The following is a 21,578-nucleotide window of genomic DNA, read 5'->3' as shown; positions in this document are numbered from 1 at the left end:
TCGCTTTCAATGAACTCTCCTGGATTGTGTAATTACTTTATCACTCCGATATCCACTCATCGAAATGATCAGATACAAACTGAATTTCGCTTTCATAATGCGCTAAATGTCCTTCTTCCACCATTTTTTGAAAGGCAGGATTTCCATCAGCGGCACCCGTTCTCAATGTATGGCATAGCGCAGTCAAACGCTCAATAATCCACCGCCGCAAATCGTCAGGCACCGGAATACCATACGCTTCAAAAAACAAATGAATTCGCCGACGGCGCTCTACAGCGTGTATATCTGCTTGGTATGCTACTGTATTACCAATACAATGATCCGGCGCGAAACTGGAAAGCGGAACCGATGTGTATAGAGAATACGCAATGTCCCACATACGCGGACCAGGTCCGGCCATGTCAAAATCAATTAGCGCCACAGGCGCCTCCTGTTGAAAGACTACATTATACAATGCAGCATCATTATGACAGATTACTTCATGCTCTCCTTCATCAGGATAGCTAAGCTGCCATTTTCCCCCTCTTAGGAGAGCGAACCCTTCTGTCGCATCATGGAACCGGCGCTGAAGACGCGCCAAGCCTGCAAGCGTCTCGTCCGACCACATGTATGGTTCAAGGTCAGGGTAGTTGTTCCCTGAAACTTCTCCAGAAATAAATGACAAGATTTCACGATCAGAGTCATCGATTCCGAGAAATCTGGGCGCCCCCTCAAAACCTTGCTGCTCCAAATGTAGCAGCAGTTCATGTACAAACGGACTCCAATAGCCTGTGGGGCGGCGAACCGTGTTCGCCATGCGCACAATATGATTCACATTGCCGCCTGTTAATACTTCCTCCTGCGTCACTTGCTTCTTACCTCATTTCTTGTACGCTGCACATTGATGTGATCCATCCGTTTTAATAGATGGCAATGACCGCTATTCACGTTCTGGGTGTGATGAACTTTCTATAAATACGGTGTCCGCCTCTTCCTTCTCAAAGCAGAGATTGACCGTTCTTACCTTCGAACGTGTGCGATGCACGACGCCTGCTGGAATTTTCACAACCTCATTCGGGTAAACAGCAAGCGTGCTCTCATTCTGCAAGTCGATGAACAGTTCACCTTCTACCACCATGAACACTTCATCGGAGTCCGGATGCATGTGCCAGTCGTATTCTCCCGTAAACACCGCCAATCGGATGCAGTGATCATTCGTACTCTCCAGCAGAACATTCATATATTCCTCTGTTACTGCATTGGTGATCTGAGTAATCTGCTTCTTTTCTATGTTCATATTCACACCGCTTCTTGTTCATGATGTCGCTTCAGGAATTCGACGATGCCTCGATAGACACGCATCTCATTCTCTTTCTTAGAGAATCCATGTCCTTCATCATCCAGTACAATATATTCCACCTCGCGCCCAAGCTGGCGAAGTTTCTCAACAATCTGATCAGACTCTTCCTTCACAACGCGAGGATCATTCGCCCCTTGAATAACCAGCATCGGATTCGTCATGCTCTCCAAGTACGTAATCGGAGAATCCGTGATGAAGCGTTCCTTATCCTGTTCCGGATCCCCTACCCATTGCTTCATAATCGGCTTCCAATGATCCGGTACGGAATGATAGAACGTGAATAAGTTGCTGACACCGAAAATATCGACAGCAGCTCGGAAGTAATCGGCATGTCTTCCAGCAAGCAGAAGCGTCATATAACCTCCATAGCTGCCACCTACCACGAAGAGGCGCTCTTTCGAAGAGATGCCCTGCTCGAACAACCACTCCATCCCTGCCACACAATCGAGACGCGGCCCTTCACCCCAGTCGCCTTCGACAAGCTTGACAAAGGAGCTGCCGTAGCCCGTGCTGCCGCGGAAGTTCGGTGCGAATACATGGTACCCTTGTGCAAGGAAGTATTGGAACATACTGCGGAAAAAGCGGCGTTCCGCGGACTGAGGCCCGCCATGCGGCCAAAAGATCGTATAACCGTTCGCCAGTTCATCCTTTGCACGGAACAACAGAGCCTCAATCTCCATCCCATCGAAGGAGGAATAGGCCACAACCTCAGGATCAACTAATTGCTCAGATGTTAGACCAACCGGCATATTTTGCGTAAGCTGCACCCAAGTTGTGCCTTCTTCCAGCTTATAGATATTGGTCGGCGTAACCGCACCACGATTGAGGATGTACAGGGCTCCCGACTTCGCAACGTGAAGCTGATTCAAGATTGGCGTCGGCATCTCGATTGCCTCTGGCGTGCCTGTATCAAGAGGAATACGGTACAATCTATCCTCTACCCCGACTTCTGTCACGAGATAAAGCGTCCGTGTATCCTTATGCCACTTGAGTTCCATGCCGCTCTCATGATCAATTCGGCACAATTCAGCATATTGCTGGGTAGGAATATGGTAGGTAGCCACATAAGCGAACTCTGCCTTGTAGTCTGTCAAGAAGGCGACCGTATCCTCATCGACAAAGACCGCACTCAAGCTCAGATGCACCTCATCCGCCCCGGCTTGAGGAATAAGAGGGAAATCCCCCTCTTCCGTGCGTACGTAGCAAACTTGATAGGTGTTGCCGTAAGACTTGGCATACACGAACTGCTTCTCACTCGGACTTACTGCCTCCAGCTGATGCAGAGCATCCTGCCCCTCAATAAGCAGCTCATCCTGCTTCGTATGGAGATTGTATACACGAGCATTCAAAAAGGACGGGTTATTCCGGCTCGTGCAATAATAGATACGCTCCCCGTCATCAGACAAATGTGCAAAATAGAACTTATCTTTTTCATCTGCCTCAAGCAACGGCAGCGGATTTCCTCCCTCTGTCGGAAGCGCATACATATGATAGTTCTCATCGCCGTCTCTGTCGAAGCTGCACAGGATATGGCGCTGCTGCGGATCAATCGAGATAAAATTGCTTACTTGATTGTTATAAGTTAATGGATATGGGAAAGATGGCTTGTCTTGGTTCAAATCTATGGCCCACAAGTTGTAATGACCATTCAAGTTACTGCTGAATATAAGCCTTGTCTCGTCCAGGCTCACCGTGAACTGGCGGATGACTGTCGATTGAAAATATTGTTCAACATCAGGTGTTGGAAATTGCAACAACATGCTTCTTCCTCCTTATATGCCCAAACATTGGGTTAAGTGGTATATGAATATCCAAGATGTATAATAGTTCCATCATAACGTGTTCGTAGATCGAGGTAAAGCCCCCTACCTTGCACACCCAAACCGCAGCACCTCCTTGCAAATGCTGCGGCGGTTTGGGTTGTGTATGCTCCGCTGAATTGTTAAGCTCCTTGCTTATAGCTGCTTGCGCCGCTTAAGCAGCTCCGTATATTGCCGCTCCAACTCTTCGATGTTGTCTCCCTTGCGCGGAGCAGACAAACGTCCAATCAAGTCTGCCCATTCCAGATCCAGCTTCAATCGCTCCTCAGCCGACATCGATGTGAGCGATTGTTCATTTTTCAGAGCTTCCTGTGCAAGTACAAATTGTGAAGAGCCTCCTGCCTCAGCAGGTCGAGGGCGGTGTCGCTCACGATATGCTTCAATCGTCATCCATTCCAGCTCGCCGTCACGGAACACAATCGTATGGGTAGCCGTTCGATCCAGCAGCATGCGATCATGCGTCGCGAACAGGATCGTGCCTGGATACTCCAGCAGCACACGTTCCAGTTCCTCGCGCGTGTCGATATCCAAATAGTTCGTTGGCTCATCAAGCAGCAGCATATTCGCTTCGCTCATGAACAGTTTGGCGAGCTGTGTCTTCACCTTCTCGCCCCCACTTAGCTGCCATACCGGCTTCAACGCCTCATCCCGGCGCAGTCTAAGCCTAGCCAATACCGTCCGCACCATCGTCTGATCATAGACGCTCGACTTCAATACATTGTCCAGTACACTGGCCTGCAGATCCAAGGCATACAGCTTCTGATCGAAATATGCCATTCGCGCACTAGGAGAGAAGCGAATTCGCCCTTCCCCCATCGCCACATCTCGCTCTCCTGCAGTTCTCAGCTCATAGGCCCCCACTAATCGACGGAGTAAGGTTGTCTTCCCAGCTCCATTCGAACCGACTAAGGCGACACGCATATTCGGCCGAATGCTGAAGGAACTGCTCTGTAACAGCTCCCGGTCGCCTGCACGCAGCGCAAGCCCTTGAACCTCCAGAGCCTGCTTGCTGCGAATCGGAGCATGGCATTCCGCATTGAACAACACCTGCACCTGCTCAAATGGCTTTTCCACGACCTCCAGCTGATCAAGACGCTTCTCTATCGCCTTAACCGTCTTCTCTACCTTCGCCTGCTTGCGATTGAAGTGTGGACGCGCAAGCCTAATTTCCTTACTGGTCAATCCCTTCTTAGGCCTGCTGACCTTACTTGCCTGTTCCTTCTTCTCTACAATCGCTTCCTGCAATCGGCCTCTCTCCGCGACATAATTGTCATACGAGCGTTGGTGCTCCAGCCGCAGTCTCTCCTTTTCCCTGCGATAGTCCTCATATCCACCAGTAAAGACATGAATCTGTTCGTTCTCCACTTCCCAGATTCTCGTTGCCACATGATTGAGCAGCGTTCGGTCATGCGAAATGAACAATAACGCGCCGGTTCTGGAATATTCGATCATTTGATCCTCCAGCCACTCCATTCCATCCACATCCAAATGGCTTGTCGGTTCATCGAGCATCAACAGTCCTGCACCTGCGTTCATGGCCTCATTCAATCGACGCTTCGTCCGTTCGCCACCGCTTAATGTCACTTCCTCTGCTTCTTCCTCCCGCACATCATCCAACTGTGGCACGAAGGATGTTACCACATTGCAGACTACGTTTCCTTCATCCGGCTCTACCATGCCAGCCAATATGCGCTGCAATGTCGTCTTCCCGACTCCGTTGGCGCCAATAAGTCCGATTCGATCTCCTGCATAAATGCGAAGTGAACCGTCCGTTCGGAACAAGCGGCGATCAGCTACATAGGCTGCCAATTGGTGGGCTTCCAATACAAGATGGCCCGATTTATTTTTGAATTGTGCTATATGGTTGTTAGTCATAAAAAAACCTCCCTGGGTAACCCAGAGAGGATAGTGTGCATACGGCTGCAAGCTTGCGCTTCACTTATGGCATGGAATCGAACAAGTATGCTAAGCACGTGCCTATACACACATATGCCACAGCAAACCGTCCTAAGAAGCGATGCATCTCTCCCCGATTCTCCTCATTCAAAATTGACACTGAGGTAATGAGTACAAGTGCAGCACCGTAAGTTATTCCATTACAAAATAAGTGATGAATGATGCAAGCTAAAATATAACGGCCGATATCAATCTGCGAAAATGGGCAGACCTATCCTCTCTGAACGTACATTTTGAAATATAAAGCTGTCAAAATGACTTCTATCAGATCAGATTAGTTCTCCATCGCAGTAGATACCTTGCCCTTTCATTCGAATAAAATCTTACGCATCGAAAAGTTCTGATGCGATCTGTATCATTGTATGCCAATTTACTCAGATTTATCAAGTACAATTTGACATTAGAACATCTGATATCCGCTCTTGCGCAAGAAATGAATCGTCTTTCCGCTAATATATGCCCCTGCAAGTCCAGCTATCGCCGTTAAATATCCCTGCAAGCCAATGCCCGCCAAATTGTCCATAATCGATACATCCTGCTTCCACAGCATAATGACCATTGCTGGCAGCAATACGACTAAATAGATGCCGATCGGGAACCACGTTGTCTTCATCAGCATGTTCAAAATAAAGCCAATGCCGAACATCATCACGAAGAATAGCACCATTAAAATGAAGACCATTATCCAGCCCAACATGTTGCAACCCGCCTCCTGCTTCGCTTCGTACAATCTATTATTATCCAATTAAATATCCATATTTCGCTAATTCCTGAATAGTCTTAGTGTACTTGTACCAGGGCCAAAAATCAACGAACATTCAGTGACATTTATCACCTCTTAGTTGAATGCACTGCAAATAATAGCTACAATGACTTTAGTATGGCGATTTACACAAAAGTGGTTGTGGTACACAATCTTTTACGATAACGGAGGATAACGCGATATGAATGAAGCAGCTTTAACGCTCGACGGTTGGTATGCACTCCATGATTTCCGCACGATCAACTGGGCTCAATGGAAAAAAGCGGACGATGAAGAGCGTGCGCATGCGCTTGAGGAATTGCAAACGTTATGGTCGGAATGGTCCGAAACGGAAGCAGATAAGAAGGGCAGCACTGTCGTATACAGCATCGTAGGCCAAAAAGCCGACTTTGTCATTTTCCACCTTCGTGAAACACTCGAAGAGCTTAACGCGCTTGAAAATGCGCTGAATAAAACGTCTTTCGCTCAATTTACAACACCAACTTATTCCTATGTCAGCATCGTTGAATTAAGCAATTATATGACGAAGCCAGGATCGACCGAAGATCCAATGGAGAATCCGGAAATTATCGCACGTCTGAAGCCAACCTTGCCGCAGAGCAAGCACATCTGCTTCTATCCAATGAACAAGAAGCGTGACTTGGCCGACAACTGGTATATGCTGTCCATGGAGGAGCGCCGCAATATGATGCGCAGCCATGGCATGATCGGACGAGGCTATGCGGGTAAAGTGAAACAAATCATCACAGGCTCGGTAGGTCTGGATGATTGGGAATGGGGCGTTACGTTATTCAGTGACGATCCGCTTCAATTCAAGAAGCTCATTTATGAAATGCGCTTCGACGAAGTGAGCGCCCGCTTCGGCGAGTTCGGCTCCTTCTATGTAGGCAACCTGCTTACACCAGATACTCTGAATGATATGATGAAAATTTAAGATAAGATTTTGAGATTCATCCGTATGGAATGCCAATTCCGGCATCGAAAGGCCTGTATGATTGCGATCATGCAGGCCTTTTGCGTCTCTGCTTGTCATATGGCAGCAAACAAAAAGCCGCTGGTATCCCCGATCAAAGACCGAAGATGCAGCGGCATATATTTGATTTAACACTTACCAATCAACCGTAAAACTGGTCACGTTCTTCTTACAGGAATTTACCTTTGCGAAGAGCAAGAGAAATTCCGCCAATGATGAACAACCAACGGATATCGATGACTTTTTTCAATTGAGCAGCCCAGAAGCCTTTCAGCTTCTTCTTACCCACTACGCCGATCGCTTCGCCTTTACCCAAGGAAGCAACTGTACCTTTGTTGTGGTACTCGAACTTCTTAAGCGGCTGGTTGCGAATTGAAGCAACGATGTTGCTCGCGCATACCGGACCTTGCTGCATCGCCATTTGCGCTGTAGGCGGATATGGACGATCAATTGCCGGATTAATCATGAGCGAGTTGTCCCCAATAATGAAGACATTATCATGACCTGGCGCTCTCAAGAATTCATCAACCTTCACACGACCGCGCATTGCCTCGAAGCCTGCTTGCTCGATGAGACGGTTACCACGAATACCACCTGTCCATACAACAGTGGAAGACTTGATTTCTTCTCCAGTTGCAAGGAGAACTCCTTCAGGTGTGCATTCCTTGATCGCTGTTGCCAGCTTGAATGTAACGCCTTTTTTCTTCAATACGTTCATTGCATATTCAACAAGCTCAGGATCGAAGCCTGGAAGTGCTGTTGGCGCCGCTTCCACGTTATAAATATTGACCAATTTTGGATCGACATCAAACTGCTTGCACAGCATAGGAATGCGATCGGACAATTCACCGATGAATTCGATGCCTGTGAAGCCTGCGCCACCTACAACGAAGTTCAGACGATCAGCACGAGTCTCATCTTGCTTATATAGAGCAAATTGATGTTCGATATGCTCACGGATTACGCGAACAGAGTTGATGCTGCGAATGCTGAACGCATACTCGCCAAGTCCAGGAATACCGAATGTTTCAGGCTCCCCACCGACACCGATCACCAAGTAATCATAAGACAAAGTTCCGTCTTCAAGAATGACCTTCTTATCTTGAATACGAATTTCCTTCACCGAAGACTTCACAAAGTCAATTTTGAACTCATCGATCAACTTCGAGATAGGCACTCGAGCATTCTCATAGGAATCCGTACCAGCAGCAGGCATATGCAAATGAGTTGTGAAGTAATGATAGTCATGTTTGCTGACTAATGTTACGTCTGCTTCATTATAGTTTAATTCTTTCTGAAGACGTTGCGCTGCCATGATGCCGCCGTAACCCGCGCCTAGGATTACGATTTTAGGAATGTTACTCATCTTTCATTAGCTCCTTCCAAATCGGGTCAATCATTTTGTGTAGGTTGGTAATAACATGTTACAACTTGAATATGAATACCCTTGTTCTAGAAACCCGCGTATATACATCAATCTTGTGAAGTTGTGAAAAACCCCACAAAAAACAACAAACGAAATCTAGGTACCTATACATTATACAACTGGTAATCATTTTTATTATGGTCCAAAAGATTGAAAGTAACTCATTCAAATAGATCCATAATCACGTGCACATCGCATTATGCCCAACATCGACAAATTGTCGACAATTTACATACAATTCAACTGCAATGATATCGAGTTTCCAATTAAATTACAAGCACCTTTTTTGTAGAACAATGTATGAAAGCGTTTAATTTTGATAATTTTCACATTTATATCGAAATCCCTGGAAAATGTACGGTTTCCTTCTTGTCGAGCACCGTTTATAATGATAGATGTGCCAAAACACACAATGACCATGATCACATGGTCAGACATCGCCATTGGAGGTGCTCAGCCTTGAATTCACAACTTGTATCACAACAAGATGTAGTAGATATTTTAATTATTGGGGGCGGGCCTGCCGGCATGTTCGCTGCATTCTATGGCGGCATGCGACAAGCTTCCGTTCGTCTTATTGAAAGCATGCCTCAACTAGGAGGCCAATTAGCAGCATTATACCCGGAAAAGTACATCTATGACGTTGCCGGATTCCCGAAAGTAACAGCGCAAGAACTTGTTGATTCCTTGAAAAAGCAAATGGAACATTTCAATCCTGATGTTCGCTTGGAAGAGAAGGTTCAGGGAGTAGAGAAGCTCGACGAGCGTCTATTCGCCGTTACTACAGATAAAAGCGTTCATCACGCAAAATCCGTGATCGTAACAGCTGGTGTAGGTGCATTCGAACCACGCCGCTTGGAGCTGCCTGAAGCAGCCCAATACGAGAAATCGAACCTGCACTACTTCGTTAGCGATCTGCAGCAGTTCAAAGGCCAGCGCGTGCTGATCAGCGGCGGCGGAGACTCTGCTGTCGATTGGGCACTCATGCTGGAGCCTATTGCTGAACAAGTCACACTTATTCATCGCCGCGACAAATTCCGCGCGCATGAACATAGTGTTGAGCAATTGATGAATTCCAAGGTTCAAGTGATTACGCCTACAGAAATTACCGCTTTGCATGGTGATGCTAGTCGAATTGAGCGCGTAACACTGACTAACACCAAATCAAAAGAAGCAACAGATATCGATGTCGATGCAGTTATCGTCAACTTCGGCTTCGTGTCCTCCCTCGGACCAATATCTGAATGGGGCCTTAACATCGAGGGCGGTTCCATCGTTGTTGATTCTCGTATGGAGACGAACATTCCAGGCTTGTTCGCTGCTGGCGACATTACGACTTACCCAGGCAAGCTGAAGCTCATCGCTGTCGGTTTTGGCGAGGCACCAACAGCTATCAATAACGCTAAGGTGTATATTGATCCATCAGCTAAGCTGTCTCCTGGACACAGCAGCAGCATGAAAATGTAACTAAATAAACGAAAGAAAGGGTATCCTATCTCCAACATCTTTATCTAACGGAGGAGGATACCCTTGTTTCATGTTTGTCCACTATGCAACGGCATGATCAGTCCCGAATTTCAATGTCCGAACTGTTTGAACCCAACCACTGACAGCGGCAAACTGGAAGATTATGTTGGACCTTACGCCCCATATCAGCCAGACGATTCCGTATCCCATCAAACGATGCTGGATGATAGTTCTGTATCTAGTTCTGTATCCATGCAGTGCCTGCATATAATCTATTGTGAGCACTGCCAAGCAACCACTTATGTGAACGGATTGGCTTGGGAGTAAAGCCTCGGCATGCCGGTCATCTATGTGCACACCGGTATTCGGAAGAGGGTCGGACAAAGGCAGCGCCTTTTCATTTCCTCAAGCAGCAACGCGATGAATTCTTCATCCAATCGGAGCCTGATTGCCTGCTCATAGGAATCGATAAGCAGTTCATCGGAAAGCAAAGCCATCTGCATCACAACCTTTCCTAAACTTTCCTGCCGCATTCATCATATCACGGCCTCAGAAAGCAGAACAAGCGTTCCAATATCCACAGGTGTTTGTGGAAAAATTGTGAATAATTTGTTGATAAACGTAAAAAAACGCTATCTATCAGTGGGGATGATGTGGATATGGTTATTCACATCTTTTTGGATTGTTTTTCTAATAAAAATGTTTAATCATTTCACAATCTCTAGTAAATCTAATCTATCAAATCCCACTTCCAACGCTGATTGCCCCTTACTGCGGTCTTGTGTTCACCTCGAATATCCAGATATGACCGGAGCGATCAATGCCATAATCGAAGCCTAACTGGCCAATCCCCGGATATTTCCTCTCTAATAGCGATGTGCAGATCCGTGTCAAATATCTCATCTTACCCTTCTTGGCGCGGACGCTCTGTCCAGAGAGCGATCTTGCAATTCCTTGTGCTGCGGTTACCATCGTACCTCCTTTGCACAAGTTCGTCACGAACAAGCCTCTTCTCGCCAAGCGCCCAACCATCGAGCGTACACCCCATTTGCCATTTGACTTCACTACTTTAACCCGGTAATCGATCGGTCTTCCATTAATCGTAGCTAGATGGATTCCCCGCTGAATCAGGTAGGTACGCTTCTTTTTCGTACCGGACAATGATCGCACCATGGCATCGAAATCTCCAAAGCTGCGTGTATTGGCCTGATACGTATATCGATAAGTCGATCCGCTCTTCGTTACTTTAATAACACCGGCACCGCCAGAACCAACGACAGGCTTGATGACGACGAAGCCGTGTATGTTTAACATTTCATGGAGATTAGACGTATTGTATATACGCGTTGCCGGAATATGCCCTGCTACACGTGAATCCGATATTAGCGCCGCGGTTTTCAACCATTTGCTGGCTAACTGTCTGCCTTCCATTCGCCACTCCCCTTTCGTCCTTAATACTTATACATACTCATGGCTCCCATCCGATTCTTGTATGATTGTCCATGGCATGTGCCTGATTTGCACAAGACTGGATCAAGTTGGACGCATAGTGCTTGTCTTTTTCAAGATTGGGATGGTATCGTATAAGGGATAATAATGGATGGATATAAAGGATGGGAGCGACCGTCATGTCAACTGCAGCTGTATATGAAGCGTTGTACTGGATTGCGATCGTATCTATGTCTGTCGTACTCGTGCTTGCCAATGTAGGTATACTTGCGATCGGTTTTCAATTTTGGAGAAAGCATAGACGGGTACTTGGAACAGCGTGCTGGCTGTTTTCAGTATTTTGTTTTTATTTGATCTCCATCATGATCAACAAGACGTTCTTATAATTGTCAGTTCTGATCATTTAGGAAGACTTGATCGACTCCCGCAAGACGGACAATGGGGCAAAATCCTTGGACTTCGCGCTTGGCGCCTGCTCCAGGGATTTTTGTTTTTGTGCTTTTCCCCTCATAATTAGACCTGATCACTCCCCACCTTGGAATGGAGGTAAATCGCATTGATCATTCATGTACTCGTTGCGGATGATGACCCGAATATTGTAACGATGCTGCGGCTTGTGCTCGAATCTGAGCAGTATCATGTGTTCGACGCGAGTGATGGACAAGCTGCAGCACAACTATTGGAGCAGGAAACCATTCATATTGCGATCGTAGATGTCATGATGCCGCTGAAGGATGGCTGGACATTATGCGCCGAAATTAGACAGCAATATGATATCCCGGTGATTATGCTCACCGCGCTCGGCGAACTTGAAGATAAGGAGCAAGGCTTCGCAGCCGGCACCGATGACTATATGGTGAAGCCCTTCGAGCCGAAGGAGCTGCTATTCCGCATGAAGGCGCTGCTTCGGAGGTATCAGATCGTATCTGACAGCCTCATACGCCTTGGTGCAACAACTATCGACCGCAAGAGCTATACCGTTGCAGCCTCCGGCGAAGAACTGACTCTTCCCCGCAAGGAGTTTGAGCTGTTAGCGCAGCTTGCTTCCTATCCAGGGCGCATCTTCACACGCGAACAGCTGCTGGCTTGGATATGGGGTACTGACTACGAGGGGGACAGCCGAACCATTGACGTGCATATTAAGCGTCTTCGGGAGCGTTTTCCTGAGAATGCAAGTGGATTCCGCATCACTACAATCCGAGGCCTTGGCTACAAATTGGAGGTTCTTGAACCTTGAAGACACTGTATACCCGAATCGTGTTTTTCTCAGCTGTAATCGTATTTATCAGCTTCGTATGCGGCGTCTTTCTTGCGAATATCGCGCACAATCAAGCGATCTCCAGTCATTACGAGCAGAAGATGGAGAAGGTTGGGCAAGCGCTGGCGCGCATGAACAACATGTTATCGTCTGGTGAAGACACGGCTGACGAGGCGTTAACGAATCTCGCTGAACTGGGCTATCAGCTGTACCTTATCGATCCTGATCATCATGTGAAGACATTCGGCAGACCATTCAAGCATGCTGATCTTGCTCCCGAAGCGATTGACAGCGTTCTTCAAGGGAATACGTATCGCGGCATGCTCCAGCAAGGAACATGGAGCAGCTTATTCGTGCCCGCTATATTCGAGAATCGACTTGAATTGAGCCATGGTATCCCGCTTACCGTTAATGGCGTGCAGCACGCTCTGTTCATTCGCCCAGATATGGTGCAGCAGACCGAAGAAGTGCGTGTTCTCATTGCGGTACTACTCGTCTCTACCTTCGTTATCAGCCTAGTGCTCATTTCCGTGAAGACACGCTATCTCGTTAAGCCGCTGCAGCGGTTAACCCGAGCCACTATGGAACTGGAAAAAGGCAATTACGAAGTTAAGCTGGATCTCCACCGCAATGATGAAATTGGTGAGCTTGCAAGACGATTTACCGTAATGGCTGAGGCTCTCGGGCAGCTGGATGCCGTACAGAAGCAGTTCGTCGCGAACGTGTCCCATGAGATTCAATCACCCTTGACTTCGATCCAAGGATTAGCGCAACAGCTCATGGATCACCCGCTGCCGCCCGAACAAGAACGACGCTATTTGCACATCATTGCGGATGAGTCGCGGCGGTTATCCGGGATAAGTCGGCAATTGCTGACGCTCGCCTCCTTGGAACGAGGAAGCGAGATGATGAAGCAAGCCTCTATCCGTCTGGATGAACAATTGCGAGAAGTCATCATCCTACTTGAGCCGCAATGGAGCGTGAAAGGCATCGAACTGGATCTTCAGCTTGATAGCGTGAAGTTAACGGGAGATGCAGGATTGCTGTATCAAGCATGGACAAATCTGCTAACGAATGCGATTAAATTCACTGCGTCGCAAGGAACCATCGGGATACAATGCAAACAACAAGGAGAAGACATTATCGTAGTTGTATCCGACACGGGGAGAGGGATTCCAGAGGATGTACTGCCACATATCTTCGAGCGATTTTACAAATACAGTGAGCTTGCTGAACCAGGACAGAGCCAGCATGGAACAGGGCTTGGCTTAGCCATCGTAAAGCGAATCATTGAATTGCACAACGGAACGATCCGCGTGTCTACCGAAGTAGGACAAGGAACCATATTCACGATCCGATTCCCTAAATAGCGTATAAGCAGAACATGACCCCGTTGTCATGTTCTGTTCATATTGGGTTCATACAACTGCGGTACACTCCTAACATCCATGCGAATGACGAAACAAAGGAGAGAGTTTACTGTGAAAAAACTGTATTACACTTCATTCTTCTATGCCATTCTTGGCCTCATATCGGGTATCTTTTACCGGGAGTTTACCAAAATAAATGATTTCACGGCTTACACAGCATTAAAACCGCTGCACACCCATATTCTCGTTCTCGGCTTCCTGTTCTTCCTGCTTCTGACCTTGCTTGCGAAGCAGTTCCGCGTGCATGAAGTCCGTTCATTCAAAGGTTGGTACTATGTATACAATATCGGCCTGGTGCTAAGTCTTGCAGCGATGACGGTTCGCGGCATCCTTCAGGTTAACGGAACAGATATGAAGGGCTTGAGCCACATGGCAGGCCTTGGACACGCAATCCTCGGAGCAAGCATCATTTGGTTCATGATCTTGCTAGGCAAACGAGTGAAAGAATAAACTGACCCTAAAAGGTAATCCGAAGGCTGCACCTGCTCTTCCTATAAGAGTAAGGGCAGCCTTCTTCAATAGAGCAGAATAGATGGCTGCACAGCTTCTGTGTTCTGTGTTCTGTATTCTGTATTCTGTATTCTGTGTTCTGTATTCTGTGTTCTGTGTTCAATTCGTTCTATCCCCATGCAAATTAACAGCTGCCTGAGCTCTCAATAACGGTAGCTCCCGTGGTTCCTGCATGGTACGTATTGTTGTGATTCTGGGCATCCCTCGTTGAATCTTGACGGGATTCATAGCAAGTCCCATGCCACCCTCCTGGACATTCCGAGCAATACGCTCTATAAGACACCAGCAGTGTACGGTCTACATCAGTGGATTGCTGTACTTGATGTGCATCATGATGTTCATTCATAGGTATCACCTCCTGCTCGTTATAAGGTTCGCCGAAACAATTTGCAGTATGATTAGAAATATTAGGATTAGCACTATAGACGCCAAAAACAGCAAAAAAACCTCTTACAAGGTAGCGATGTTCAACTCTACCGTAATAAGAGGTCTTCTATATTTCATTATCATCTAATCACGAAGTCTAGTCGCAATTATCGAATCGAATGGAATCAGAATGTATCATTCATCTATATAAGGTATCATGCAAATAAGTGGAGACTAGTCGTCGCACTTCTCCGCTTTTCCCTCATTTGTTGCTGTACGGAAGCTGGAGCCGCAGCCGCAAGTTGCTACCGCATTCGGGTTGTCGATCGTGAAGCCCCCAGACATGCCGGATTCCTTGTAGTCGATTGTAAGTCCACTCAGATGAGGAACACTTTCCTTATCGATGACGACCTTCATGCCGCCAATCTCCAAATGCACATCTTCCTCAGTCTCTTCATCGTCAAATCCCATACCATAAGAGAATCCACTGCAACCGCCTGGACGAACACCGACGCGCAGGAACATATTTTCATTTTCCTCTTGCGCAATCATTTCCTTTATCTTCTCAATCGCTTCATCGCTGATTGTAATCATTCTAATCACCCTCCTCGTATTACTAAGTATAACCATCCCCTTCGGCATATACAAGAGAACATCGCTGCTGGTAATTTGCACCTTTACTTCCTGTAGACGTATTGCCCCACCTCTTATGCGAATGTATAATGGAACTGACATCAATTAATGTGATTCGTTTCACTGCAATCTCCGACGGAACTTATCCGCCGCGGAGTTTTTTATTTGTCAACAACAGCATATTGTGCTGAATTGTAAAAAGATACCTTACCTGAAGGGGGCCTGTGTATGACTACAGTCATGACGCGTCATGCCGATCCACGTATGGCCGAAATCGCAGATAAAGTCGAACGCGGTGAGCGCCTGACGCTTGAGGATGGCGTTTACTTGTATGAAACGGACGACCTGTTGACCTTGGGTCAATTGGCAAATCTTGCGAACATGCGCAAGAACGGCAAAAATGTTTATTTTATTGAAAATATGTCCCTATACTTCACGAATGTATGCGAAGCGCACTGCGCATTCTGCAACTTCCGTAAAGATCAAGGAGACGAAGGTGCTTATACATTATCCGGTCAAGAAATGATTGACTTCGTAGATCAGCACATCCATCCGGGCGTACGCGAGTTCCATATCGTTGGCGGACACAACCCGCATGTACCGTTCTCTTATTATGTAGATTCGCTTCGTGCACTGAACGAGAAGTATCCGGACGTCACACTTAAGGCGTACACAGCAGCTGAAATTGATTTCTTCACACGCATCAGCGGCTTGAGCATTGAAGAGGTGCTTAAAGAGCTAATGAATGCCGGACTGGAATCTCTGACAGGTGGAGGAGCAGAAATTCTATCCGATGAATATCGGAAGAAGATGCGTGTCGAGAAAGCTGGCGTTGAGCGCTATCTCGAAGTTCACCGTACGGCACATCAACTTGGCATGAAGACACATACAACGATGCTGTACGGCGCAATCGAATCGCATGAGGATCGTATTCGCCATATGATCTCGATCCGCGAACTTCAAGATGAGACGAATGGCTTCCAAGTATTCATCCCATTGTCTATGCAGCCGAAGAGTCCTAAAGCCAGCATCAAACGCCGCAACTCCGCTTATGAAGACTTGAAGACAATTGCGATCAGCCGCCTTATGCTGGACAACATTCAACATATTAAAGCGTACTTCATCAATATCGGAACCCAGTTAACACAAGTTGCACTTACGTTCGGTGCTTCCGACGTGCACGGCACGCTTGTGAAGGAACGCATCAGTCATGCAGCCGGCGCGCTTACACCGGAAGGTTTGACGCGCGATGAACTCGTATGGCTCATTAAGGGAGCAGGCCGTACGCCAATCGAACGCGATACGTTCTACAATCCGATAAAGATATATGAGTAATGTCGATGTAATTGATCATTGAGCATATTAGAGAGATAGAGGTAATGCATGACCCTATTGGATAATACAACAGAGAATCAGCAACCGCGGGCACGATTCATAACACCGAAGACATGGCTTCCAGCTGGCTTCACGGAATCGCGTCCCAGGCAAATGAGTGGAGCCATACGACGTAATCGCCGCTTGCGGCGCAGCACCTACCATCTTAATTTTTCGGCAACATGGGGGGAGTCGAACAGATGAAACGATACGTCATACTCGGTGGCGGCTACGGAGGATTGGCCATCATTAGTCGGTTGTTGGAGGGCGAGCTGCCTTCCGATGTACAACTTGTATTAGTTGACCGCATGCCTTATCAAGGCCTCAAGACGGAATATTATGCACTAGCAGCCGGAACGGTGTCTGATATGGACATTCGCGTGTCCTTCCCGGATGATCCGCGCGTGCACCTTCATTATGGGAATGTACTATCCATCGACTTGAACGGGCAGATTGTCCACTTCACAGATGGAGATGCACTCGCCTATGATCATCTAGTCATCGGTCTGGGTTGCACGGATAAGTATCATGGCATTCCAGGCGCCGAGCAGTTCGGCAACAGCATTCAATCACTCGCCAGTACAAGACGCACCTATCAATTGCTAAATGACATCCGTCCATACGGACACGTAAGCATTGTGGGCGGTGGGCTTAGCGGTGTTGAAATGGCGGCAGAGCTGCGTGAGAGCCGACCTGATCTCAATATCCGGATTCTGGATCGGGGATCGCGCGTGCTATCTGCGTTCCCGGAGAAGCTCTCTCACTTTGTCTCTGGATGGTTCCTTGAGCATCATATTGAGCTTCGTTCCTTCGTGAATGTAAGCCACCTCGAGGAAGGAGTAATCTATAACCGGAAAGAAGATACCGAAGAAGAGATTTTGTCGGACGTTACCGTATGGACTGCCGGCATTCAGCCTGTTGCTCCGGTACAGCAGCTCCAAGTTGCAAAGGATCCACAGGGCCGTGTCATCATTAACGAATACCATCACATTCCTGAATATCCGAATGTGTTCGTTGTAGGAGATTGCGCGAGCCTCCCGTTCTCGCCTAGCGCACAAGCAGCAGGCGCCCAAGGAGAGCAGATCGCGGATGTCATTCGGGCAAGATGGAACGGGGAAACTCCTCGCTTAGGCAAAATTAAGCTGAAGGGCGTGCTAGGTGCATTAGGCAAAAAATCCGGCTTCGGCGTTGTTGGCAAGCGTGCCGTTGTAGGGTATGTGCCTCGCGTCATTAAGAGCGGAGTATTATGGATGTCTAAGAACCATTTCGGATAAAAACCTGCAATCATTCTCTATGATTAACGAAAAAATGGGAGCAGCGACATCAATCGATGTCCAGCTGCTCCCATGCTTTTATTTCCTCTATTTTGATCATAATTTTGTCATATAACTCATCTGCCGTTTCCCCAGCAACGATTTCACCATTTACTAATGCAAACGGAAACATGTAGCACTCCCCGCAGTTCCCTAGACAGCCATACTCTAGCACGTCATACTCCGGGTTGCCTTCTAGGCGCTTCATGACATTATCTGTCCCGTGATGCATATTATTCACACAAAATTCTATGATTGGCCGCATTGACATTATCCCCCGCTTTCATGTTGCGCCTTTGAATTCGGATAGCTTTATAATATAATAAAATCAGCATGGATGAAAGGAGTTGTCATAGATGAGTGAAAATGCACAAAGCACAGTTTACGATGAAGTGCTGGAAGTGTTGGATAAACTGCGCCCGTTCTTGCAGCGTGATGGCGGCGACGTTGAATTGGTTGATGTTGAAGACGGCATCGTTAAGCTTCGCCTGATGGGCGCTTGCGGCAGCTGCCCAAGCTCCACAATCACATTGAAAGCGGGTATTGAGCGCGCTTTGGTGGAAGAAGTGGAAGGCATTACAGAAGTCGTACAAGTATTCTAAATTGAATAATTGGACTTCATAAGAAGGAAGGCTGTCCACCAGCAGTTGAATCTGGCGGGGACAGCCTTTTTTCAATCCCGAATCATATCATTGCGCTAACTCATCACTGCTAAATAATGGATACAGCAACATTGCTGGATAGCTGCTACTGCTAAGGCTGCTTCGCTTAACTGCTGCTTCTTCCCCATCATTCTTCCGTTATTTCAACTGAATTCCGAACTTCAAGGCCATGCCGATATTATAGGCAGTACGTTCCATGTTGTCCGCCGCCTGACGCAAGGCTTCCTCCAATGTCGTAACTCCCGGAACAATCGTGAACACCATATCAATACCGTGCTGATGAACCACTTCATGTCCAGCTGCAAGCGTGCCCGCAATACCGATAACTGGGACTCCATGCAGCTTTGCGGTCTTCGCTACGCCGATTGGCGTCTTTCCATAAATGGTCTGTCCATCAATCTTGCCTTCACCGGTAATGACCACATCTGCGTCAGCTGCATGATCCACTAAGCCGGTTGCGTCGATGACAATATCTACTCCTCGCTTCAATTCAGCTTGCAGGAAAGCCACCACGCCTGCCCCAAGCCCTCCGGCAGCCCCCGCGCCTGGCATATGGGCGACATCACAACCGACGTCCTCCCGCATCTTCGCCGCGTAGTGCGCCAAGTTCGCATCCAGTTGCTTCACCATCTCCGGCGTAGCTCCCTTCTGGGGGCCAAATACTGCCGATGCTCCACGCTCTCCGATAAGCGGGTTGTCAACATCGCAGGCCGCTACGAATTTCACCTTCGCAAGCCGAGGGTCAACACCGCCCAAATCGATGTGTGAAATGCGGCCGACTTCTCCGCCTCCGTCACCAATTTCCTTTCCGTCCTCAGCTAACAGCCGTACACCAAGCGCTTGAGCCATCCCAGCGCCGCCATCATTCGTAGCGCTGCCTCCAAGCCCCAGGATAATCGTCTCTACTCCCTCATTCAATGCGGATAGGATCAGCTCTCCCATCCCCCGCGTCGTCGTAACGAGTGGATTCCGCTGTGCCGGTGGAACAAGCGCCAGTCCCGATGCCGCAGCCATCTCAATAACTGCGGATTTGCCATCGCCTAAGACGCCATAGAATCCTTCCACAGGTGTTCCAAGCGGCCCTGTTACTGTTGTCCGTACAATTCGGCCGCTTGTCGCATCTACAAGCGACTGCACGGTCCCTTCTCCGCCATCTGCCATCGGTACATATACGAGTTCCGCCTCCGGGAATACCCGCCCCAAGCCGCGGCCAATCGCCTGACATGCTTCCCACGCAGACAAACTTTCTTTAAAAGAGTCTGGAGCAATTACGAATTTCATACTGATCCACTCCTATCCATGCAATCTGACTTTCTCTCTTTCTCGCCGAGTTGTGCATTAGCTGTTTCTCAGTTATACCTGACTTGCGAAATTTACGGCCTTGTCCCAGCACATTGTATTGTCCTTGTCCTTGGCTTACATGAACCAGCCGAAGACACCGAATACGAGCGTAGATACGATAGCGAGCACGAGACCAATTAGCGTTTCATAGGGGATAAGACGAAGACGTTCCTTCATCGCCATATTCACGCTGCCGCCAGTGGCATGGAAGAAGCTGCCGTGCGGCATATGGTCGAATACCGTAGCACCCGCATGTATCATTGCTGCTGCCCCTAAGGATGCGACGCCAAGCTCCATAATGGTCGAACCGAATACCGAGCTTGCTACCGCAGTACCTGCAGTTGTGGACGCTGTCGCCAGAGACATCAAGGCACCACTGATTGGTGCAAGTAAATAGGCTGGCAAGCCTGAAGCCGTCAAGCCATCGATAATAACATCCTTCAATTGTGAGTTCGAAATAATTCCGGCAAGTGTCCCCGTCCCGATAAGCATGACGGCAACACCCGTCATTTTGCCAAGTCCAGAGGTTGCATATCGGTTAATCTGTGTAATGCGTCCCATACAGAGTGCCCCTACTAAACCACCAACAGGGAGAGCGATAATGGGGTCAATGGCGATGCCTGCAATCGGGCGCAAGGCCAGCAATGCAATTGCTGTTATTGGCGCCATCATTGCAGCAAGAAAGCTAGGAAGCTGCTCCTTGCTATCCTCCACCTGCTCTACACCTGCTACCTTCGTTCCTTTATGAGACAACTTTTTCGCAAACCAATACGTTACGAACAAACCAATCAATGCTGGGATAATTCCTGCTGCCATTATCGAAGTCAACGGGATATGGAAAGCATCCGCCGCAGAAATTGCATTCGGGTTCGGCGACATAATGTTGCCCGCTTTGCCTCCCCCAATCATAGCAAGCAATATCGCCATACGGGACAAGTCTGCACGCTGTGCAATCGCAAGTGCGATTGGAGCTACCGTAATGACCGCCACGTCGATAAATACACCAACGGCTGTCAATACCATCGTTGCAAAAGCTAGTGCGAACAATGCACGAGTCTCGCCTACCTTGCGTACTAATGTCTCTGCAATCGTCTTTGCTCCGCCTGATTCAATCAATACGCCTGCAAGAACACCTGCTGCTAATATTCGCAGCACTGCTGGAATCATCGTCTTGGCTCCGTCCATCATTAGCGTTACGGAGTCAACTAAGCCAATTCCTCCGACTACGCCGCCTACCAGCGCGCCAATCATCATACCGTACGCCGGTGGGACTTTTCGTAAAATAAGCACGATAGCAACCACTAAAGCCGCCAGTGCACCAAGTACAGATACCGTTACTGTCATAGTCCCCATCCTCCTTGAAGATGCAGTGTTTCGTTGTTGTACCTTTACTTTACCTCCAATATGAAAGCGCTTCATCATGCATAAACATGAAATGAAGCGCTTTATAAAGTGTATTTTTTGTTCAAATGCACAATACAAGATCAATCAACCTTTG

23 protein-coding genes are annotated in these 21,578 nt (G+C 47.8%); 10 read left to right on the top strand and 13 right to left on the bottom strand.

Features of this window, described 5'->3' with window-relative positions; all coding sequences use genetic code 11:
• Positions 1–40 precede the first annotated feature (40 nt).
• From M3661_RS17725 to M3661_RS17705, 5 genes are all read right to left on the bottom strand, one after another.
• Complete coding sequence (locus M3661_RS17725) at positions 41–847, bottom strand: phosphotransferase (RefSeq protein WP_251487082.1); 807 nt, start codon at positions 845–847, stop codon at positions 41–43.
• Between the two features lie 72 nt (positions 848–919).
• Positions 920–1,276, bottom strand: a complete 357-nt coding sequence (locus tag M3661_RS17720) for a cupin domain-containing protein (RefSeq protein ID WP_397376529.1) — start codon at positions 1,274–1,276, stop codon at positions 920–922.
• A gap of 2 nt (positions 1,277–1,278) precedes the next feature.
• The gene (locus M3661_RS17715) at positions 1,279–3,096 is read right to left on the bottom strand and encodes a S9 family peptidase (RefSeq protein WP_251487242.1); all 1,818 of its coding nucleotides are present in this window, start codon (positions 3,094–3,096) and stop codon (positions 1,279–1,281) included.
• A gap of 198 nt (positions 3,097–3,294) precedes the next feature.
• Positions 3,295–5,034, bottom strand: coding sequence for a ribosomal protection-like ABC-F family protein (gene abc-f / locus M3661_RS17710; RefSeq protein ID WP_251487079.1), 1,740 nt, complete (start codon positions 5,032–5,034; stop codon positions 3,295–3,297).
• Between the two features lie 481 nt (positions 5,035–5,515).
• Complete coding sequence (locus M3661_RS17705; protein ID WP_036590368.1) at positions 5,516–5,809, bottom strand: YuiB family protein; 294 nt, start codon at positions 5,807–5,809, stop codon at positions 5,516–5,518.
• 250 nt (positions 5,810–6,059) lie between these two features.
• Here M3661_RS17705 and hemQ point away from each other — a divergent pair, with 250 nt between their 5' ends.
• Positions 6,060–6,812, top strand: a complete 753-nt coding sequence (gene hemQ / locus M3661_RS17700) for a hydrogen peroxide-dependent heme synthase (protein ID WP_021252641.1) — start codon at positions 6,060–6,062, stop codon at positions 6,810–6,812.
• 208 nt (positions 6,813–7,020) lie between these two features.
• Here the strand turns inward: hemQ and M3661_RS17695 are convergent, their stop codons facing one another.
• A complete protein-coding gene (locus M3661_RS17695; protein WP_065290634.1) occupies positions 7,021–8,217 on the bottom strand; it encodes an NAD(P)/FAD-dependent oxidoreductase in 1,197 nt (398 codons plus the stop codon).
• A 519-nt stretch (positions 8,218–8,736) separates the two neighbouring features.
• Between M3661_RS17695 and M3661_RS17690 the strand changes: the two genes are divergently transcribed.
• Together M3661_RS17690 and M3661_RS17685 are read left to right on the top strand one after the other, a co-directional pair.
• Positions 8,737–9,744, top strand: coding sequence for an NAD(P)/FAD-dependent oxidoreductase (locus M3661_RS17690; RefSeq protein ID WP_021258539.1), 1,008 nt, complete (start codon positions 8,737–8,739; stop codon positions 9,742–9,744).
• A gap of 63 nt (positions 9,745–9,807) precedes the next feature.
• Positions 9,808–10,071: a hypothetical protein gene (locus tag M3661_RS17685; protein WP_251487077.1), complete on the top strand. Its 264-nt coding sequence runs from the start codon at positions 9,808–9,810 to the stop codon at positions 10,069–10,071.
• 20 nt (positions 10,072–10,091) lie between these two features.
• Here M3661_RS17685 and sda read toward each other — a convergent pair whose 3' ends face one another.
• On the bottom strand, positions 10,092–10,241 hold the full coding sequence (gene sda, locus M3661_RS17680) for a sporulation histidine kinase inhibitor Sda (RefSeq protein WP_028533731.1): 150 nt from the start codon (positions 10,239–10,241) through the stop codon (positions 10,092–10,094).
• Between the two features lie 271 nt (positions 10,242–10,512).
• Positions 10,513–11,175 (bottom strand): YheC/YheD family protein, encoded by a 663-nt coding sequence (locus M3661_RS17675; RefSeq protein WP_251487074.1) that lies wholly within the window; start codon positions 11,173–11,175, stop codon positions 10,513–10,515.
• 197 nt (positions 11,176–11,372) lie between these two features.
• On the opposite strand from M3661_RS17675, the gene M3661_RS17670 reads away from it, so the two are divergent.
• From M3661_RS17670 to M3661_RS17655, 4 genes are all read left to right on the top strand, one after another.
• A complete protein-coding gene (locus tag M3661_RS17670; protein WP_028533730.1) occupies positions 11,373–11,579 on the top strand; it encodes a hypothetical protein in 207 nt (68 codons plus the stop codon).
• Between the two features lie 170 nt (positions 11,580–11,749).
• Positions 11,750–12,430: a response regulator transcription factor gene (locus M3661_RS17665; RefSeq protein ID WP_021252635.1), complete on the top strand. Its 681-nt coding sequence runs from the start codon at positions 11,750–11,752 to the stop codon at positions 12,428–12,430.
• A complete protein-coding gene (locus M3661_RS17660) occupies positions 12,427–13,821 on the top strand; it encodes a sensor histidine kinase (RefSeq protein ID WP_251487072.1) in 1,395 nt (464 codons plus the stop codon). Before M3661_RS17665 ends, M3661_RS17660 begins: the two co-directional genes overlap by 4 nt.
• Positions 13,822–13,932: 111 nt before the next feature.
• Entirely contained in the window at positions 13,933–14,331 is a 399-nt protein-coding gene (locus M3661_RS17655) for a DUF2871 domain-containing protein (protein WP_021258544.1), read from the top strand.
• Positions 14,332–14,515: 184 nt separating this feature from the next.
• On the opposite strand, the gene M3661_RS17650 is transcribed toward M3661_RS17655, so the two are convergent.
• Together M3661_RS17650 and M3661_RS17645 are read right to left on the bottom strand one after the other, a co-directional pair.
• A complete protein-coding gene (locus M3661_RS17650) occupies positions 14,516–14,737 on the bottom strand; it encodes a hypothetical protein (RefSeq protein WP_251487069.1) in 222 nt (73 codons plus the stop codon).
• 254 nt (positions 14,738–14,991) lie between these two features.
• Positions 14,992–15,351 (bottom strand): HesB/IscA family protein, encoded by a 360-nt coding sequence (locus M3661_RS17645; RefSeq protein ID WP_021258546.1) that lies wholly within the window; start codon positions 15,349–15,351, stop codon positions 14,992–14,994.
• Positions 15,352–15,618: 267 nt separating this feature from the next.
• On the opposite strand from M3661_RS17645, the gene mqnE reads away from it, so the two are divergent.
• A complete protein-coding gene (gene mqnE / locus M3661_RS17640) occupies positions 15,619–16,725 on the top strand; it encodes an aminofutalosine synthase MqnE (RefSeq protein ID WP_021252630.1) in 1,107 nt (368 codons plus the stop codon).
• Between the two features lie 239 nt (positions 16,726–16,964).
• Positions 16,965–18,038: an NAD(P)/FAD-dependent oxidoreductase gene (locus tag M3661_RS17635; RefSeq protein ID WP_251487066.1), complete on the top strand. Its 1,074-nt coding sequence runs from the start codon at positions 16,965–16,967 to the stop codon at positions 18,036–18,038.
• Between the two features lie 49 nt (positions 18,039–18,087).
• Here M3661_RS17635 and M3661_RS17630 read toward each other — a convergent pair whose 3' ends face one another.
• Positions 18,088–18,342 carry a YuzB family protein gene (locus M3661_RS17630; RefSeq protein ID WP_021252628.1) on the bottom strand — a complete coding sequence of 85 codons (255 nt, stop codon included), beginning with the start codon at positions 18,340–18,342 and terminating at the stop codon, positions 18,088–18,090.
• Positions 18,343–18,433: 91 nt separating this feature from the next.
• Between M3661_RS17630 and M3661_RS17625 the strand changes: the two genes are divergently transcribed.
• A complete protein-coding gene (locus M3661_RS17625; protein WP_021252627.1) occupies positions 18,434–18,679 on the top strand; it encodes a NifU family protein in 246 nt (81 codons plus the stop codon).
• Between the two features lie 198 nt (positions 18,680–18,877).
• Here the strand turns inward: M3661_RS17625 and M3661_RS17620 are convergent, their stop codons facing one another.
• Both M3661_RS17620 and M3661_RS17615 read right to left on the bottom strand, forming a co-directional pair.
• Positions 18,878–20,020, bottom strand: coding sequence for a glycerate kinase (locus M3661_RS17620; RefSeq protein ID WP_251487063.1), 1,143 nt, complete (start codon positions 20,018–20,020; stop codon positions 18,878–18,880).
• A 135-nt stretch (positions 20,021–20,155) separates the two neighbouring features.
• The gene (locus M3661_RS17615) at positions 20,156–21,424 is read right to left on the bottom strand and encodes a GntP family permease (RefSeq protein WP_251487060.1); all 1,269 of its coding nucleotides are present in this window, start codon (positions 21,422–21,424) and stop codon (positions 20,156–20,158) included.
• Between the last annotated feature and the right edge of the window lie 154 nt (positions 21,425–21,578).

Origin of the sequence: Paenibacillus sp. MER 180, from assembly GCF_023713665.1 — a bacterium.
Lineage (GTDB): Bacteria > Bacillota > Bacilli > Paenibacillales > Paenibacillaceae > Paenibacillus_B > Paenibacillus_B suaedae.
The sequence above is the reverse complement of the archived record's forward strand: the minus strand, read 5'-3'. Positions and strand labels throughout refer to the sequence as shown.

Excerpts from the sequence above, each read along its gene's own strand:
- M3661_RS17675 (WP_251487074.1), bottom strand. The coding sequence starts at position 11,175 with ATGGAAGGCAGACAGTTAGCCAGCAAATGGTTGAAAACCGCGGCGCTA.
- M3661_RS17635 (WP_251487066.1), top strand. The coding sequence starts at position 16,965 with ATGAAACGATACGTCATACTCGGTGGCGGCTACGGAGGATTGGCCATC.
- M3661_RS17620 (WP_251487063.1), bottom strand. The coding sequence starts at position 20,020 with ATGAAATTCGTAATTGCTCCAGACTCTTTTAAAGAAAGTTTGTCTGCG.
- M3661_RS17630 (WP_021252628.1), bottom strand. The coding sequence starts at position 18,342 with ATGCGGCCAATCATAGAATTTTGTGTGAATAATATGCATCACGGGACA.
- sda (WP_028533731.1), bottom strand. The coding sequence starts at position 10,241 with ATGGCTTTGCTTTCCGATGAACTGCTTATCGATTCCTATGAGCAGGCA.
- M3661_RS17650 (WP_251487069.1), bottom strand. The coding sequence starts at position 14,737 with ATGAATGAACATCATGATGCACATCAAGTACAGCAATCCACTGATGTA.
- hemQ (WP_021252641.1), top strand. The coding sequence starts at position 6,060 with ATGAATGAAGCAGCTTTAACGCTCGACGGTTGGTATGCACTCCATGAT.
- mqnE (WP_021252630.1), top strand. The coding sequence starts at position 15,619 with ATGACTACAGTCATGACGCGTCATGCCGATCCACGTATGGCCGAAATC.
- M3661_RS17720 (WP_397376529.1), bottom strand. The coding sequence starts at position 1,276 with ATGAACATAGAAAAGAAGCAGATTACTCAGATCACCAATGCAGTAACA.
- M3661_RS17615 (WP_251487060.1), bottom strand. The coding sequence starts at position 21,424 with ATGACAGTAACGGTATCTGTACTTGGTGCACTGGCGGCTTTAGTGGTT.
- M3661_RS17670 (WP_028533730.1), top strand. The coding sequence starts at position 11,373 with ATGTCAACTGCAGCTGTATATGAAGCGTTGTACTGGATTGCGATCGTA.
- abc-f (WP_251487079.1), bottom strand. The coding sequence starts at position 5,034 with ATGACTAACAACCATATAGCACAATTCAAAAATAAATCGGGCCATCTT.
- M3661_RS17695 (WP_065290634.1), bottom strand. The coding sequence starts at position 8,217 with ATGAGTAACATTCCTAAAATCGTAATCCTAGGCGCGGGTTACGGCGGC.
- M3661_RS17625 (WP_021252627.1), top strand. The coding sequence starts at position 18,434 with ATGAGTGAAAATGCACAAAGCACAGTTTACGATGAAGTGCTGGAAGTG.
- M3661_RS17645 (WP_021258546.1), bottom strand. The coding sequence starts at position 15,351 with ATGATTACAATCAGCGATGAAGCGATTGAGAAGATAAAGGAAATGATT.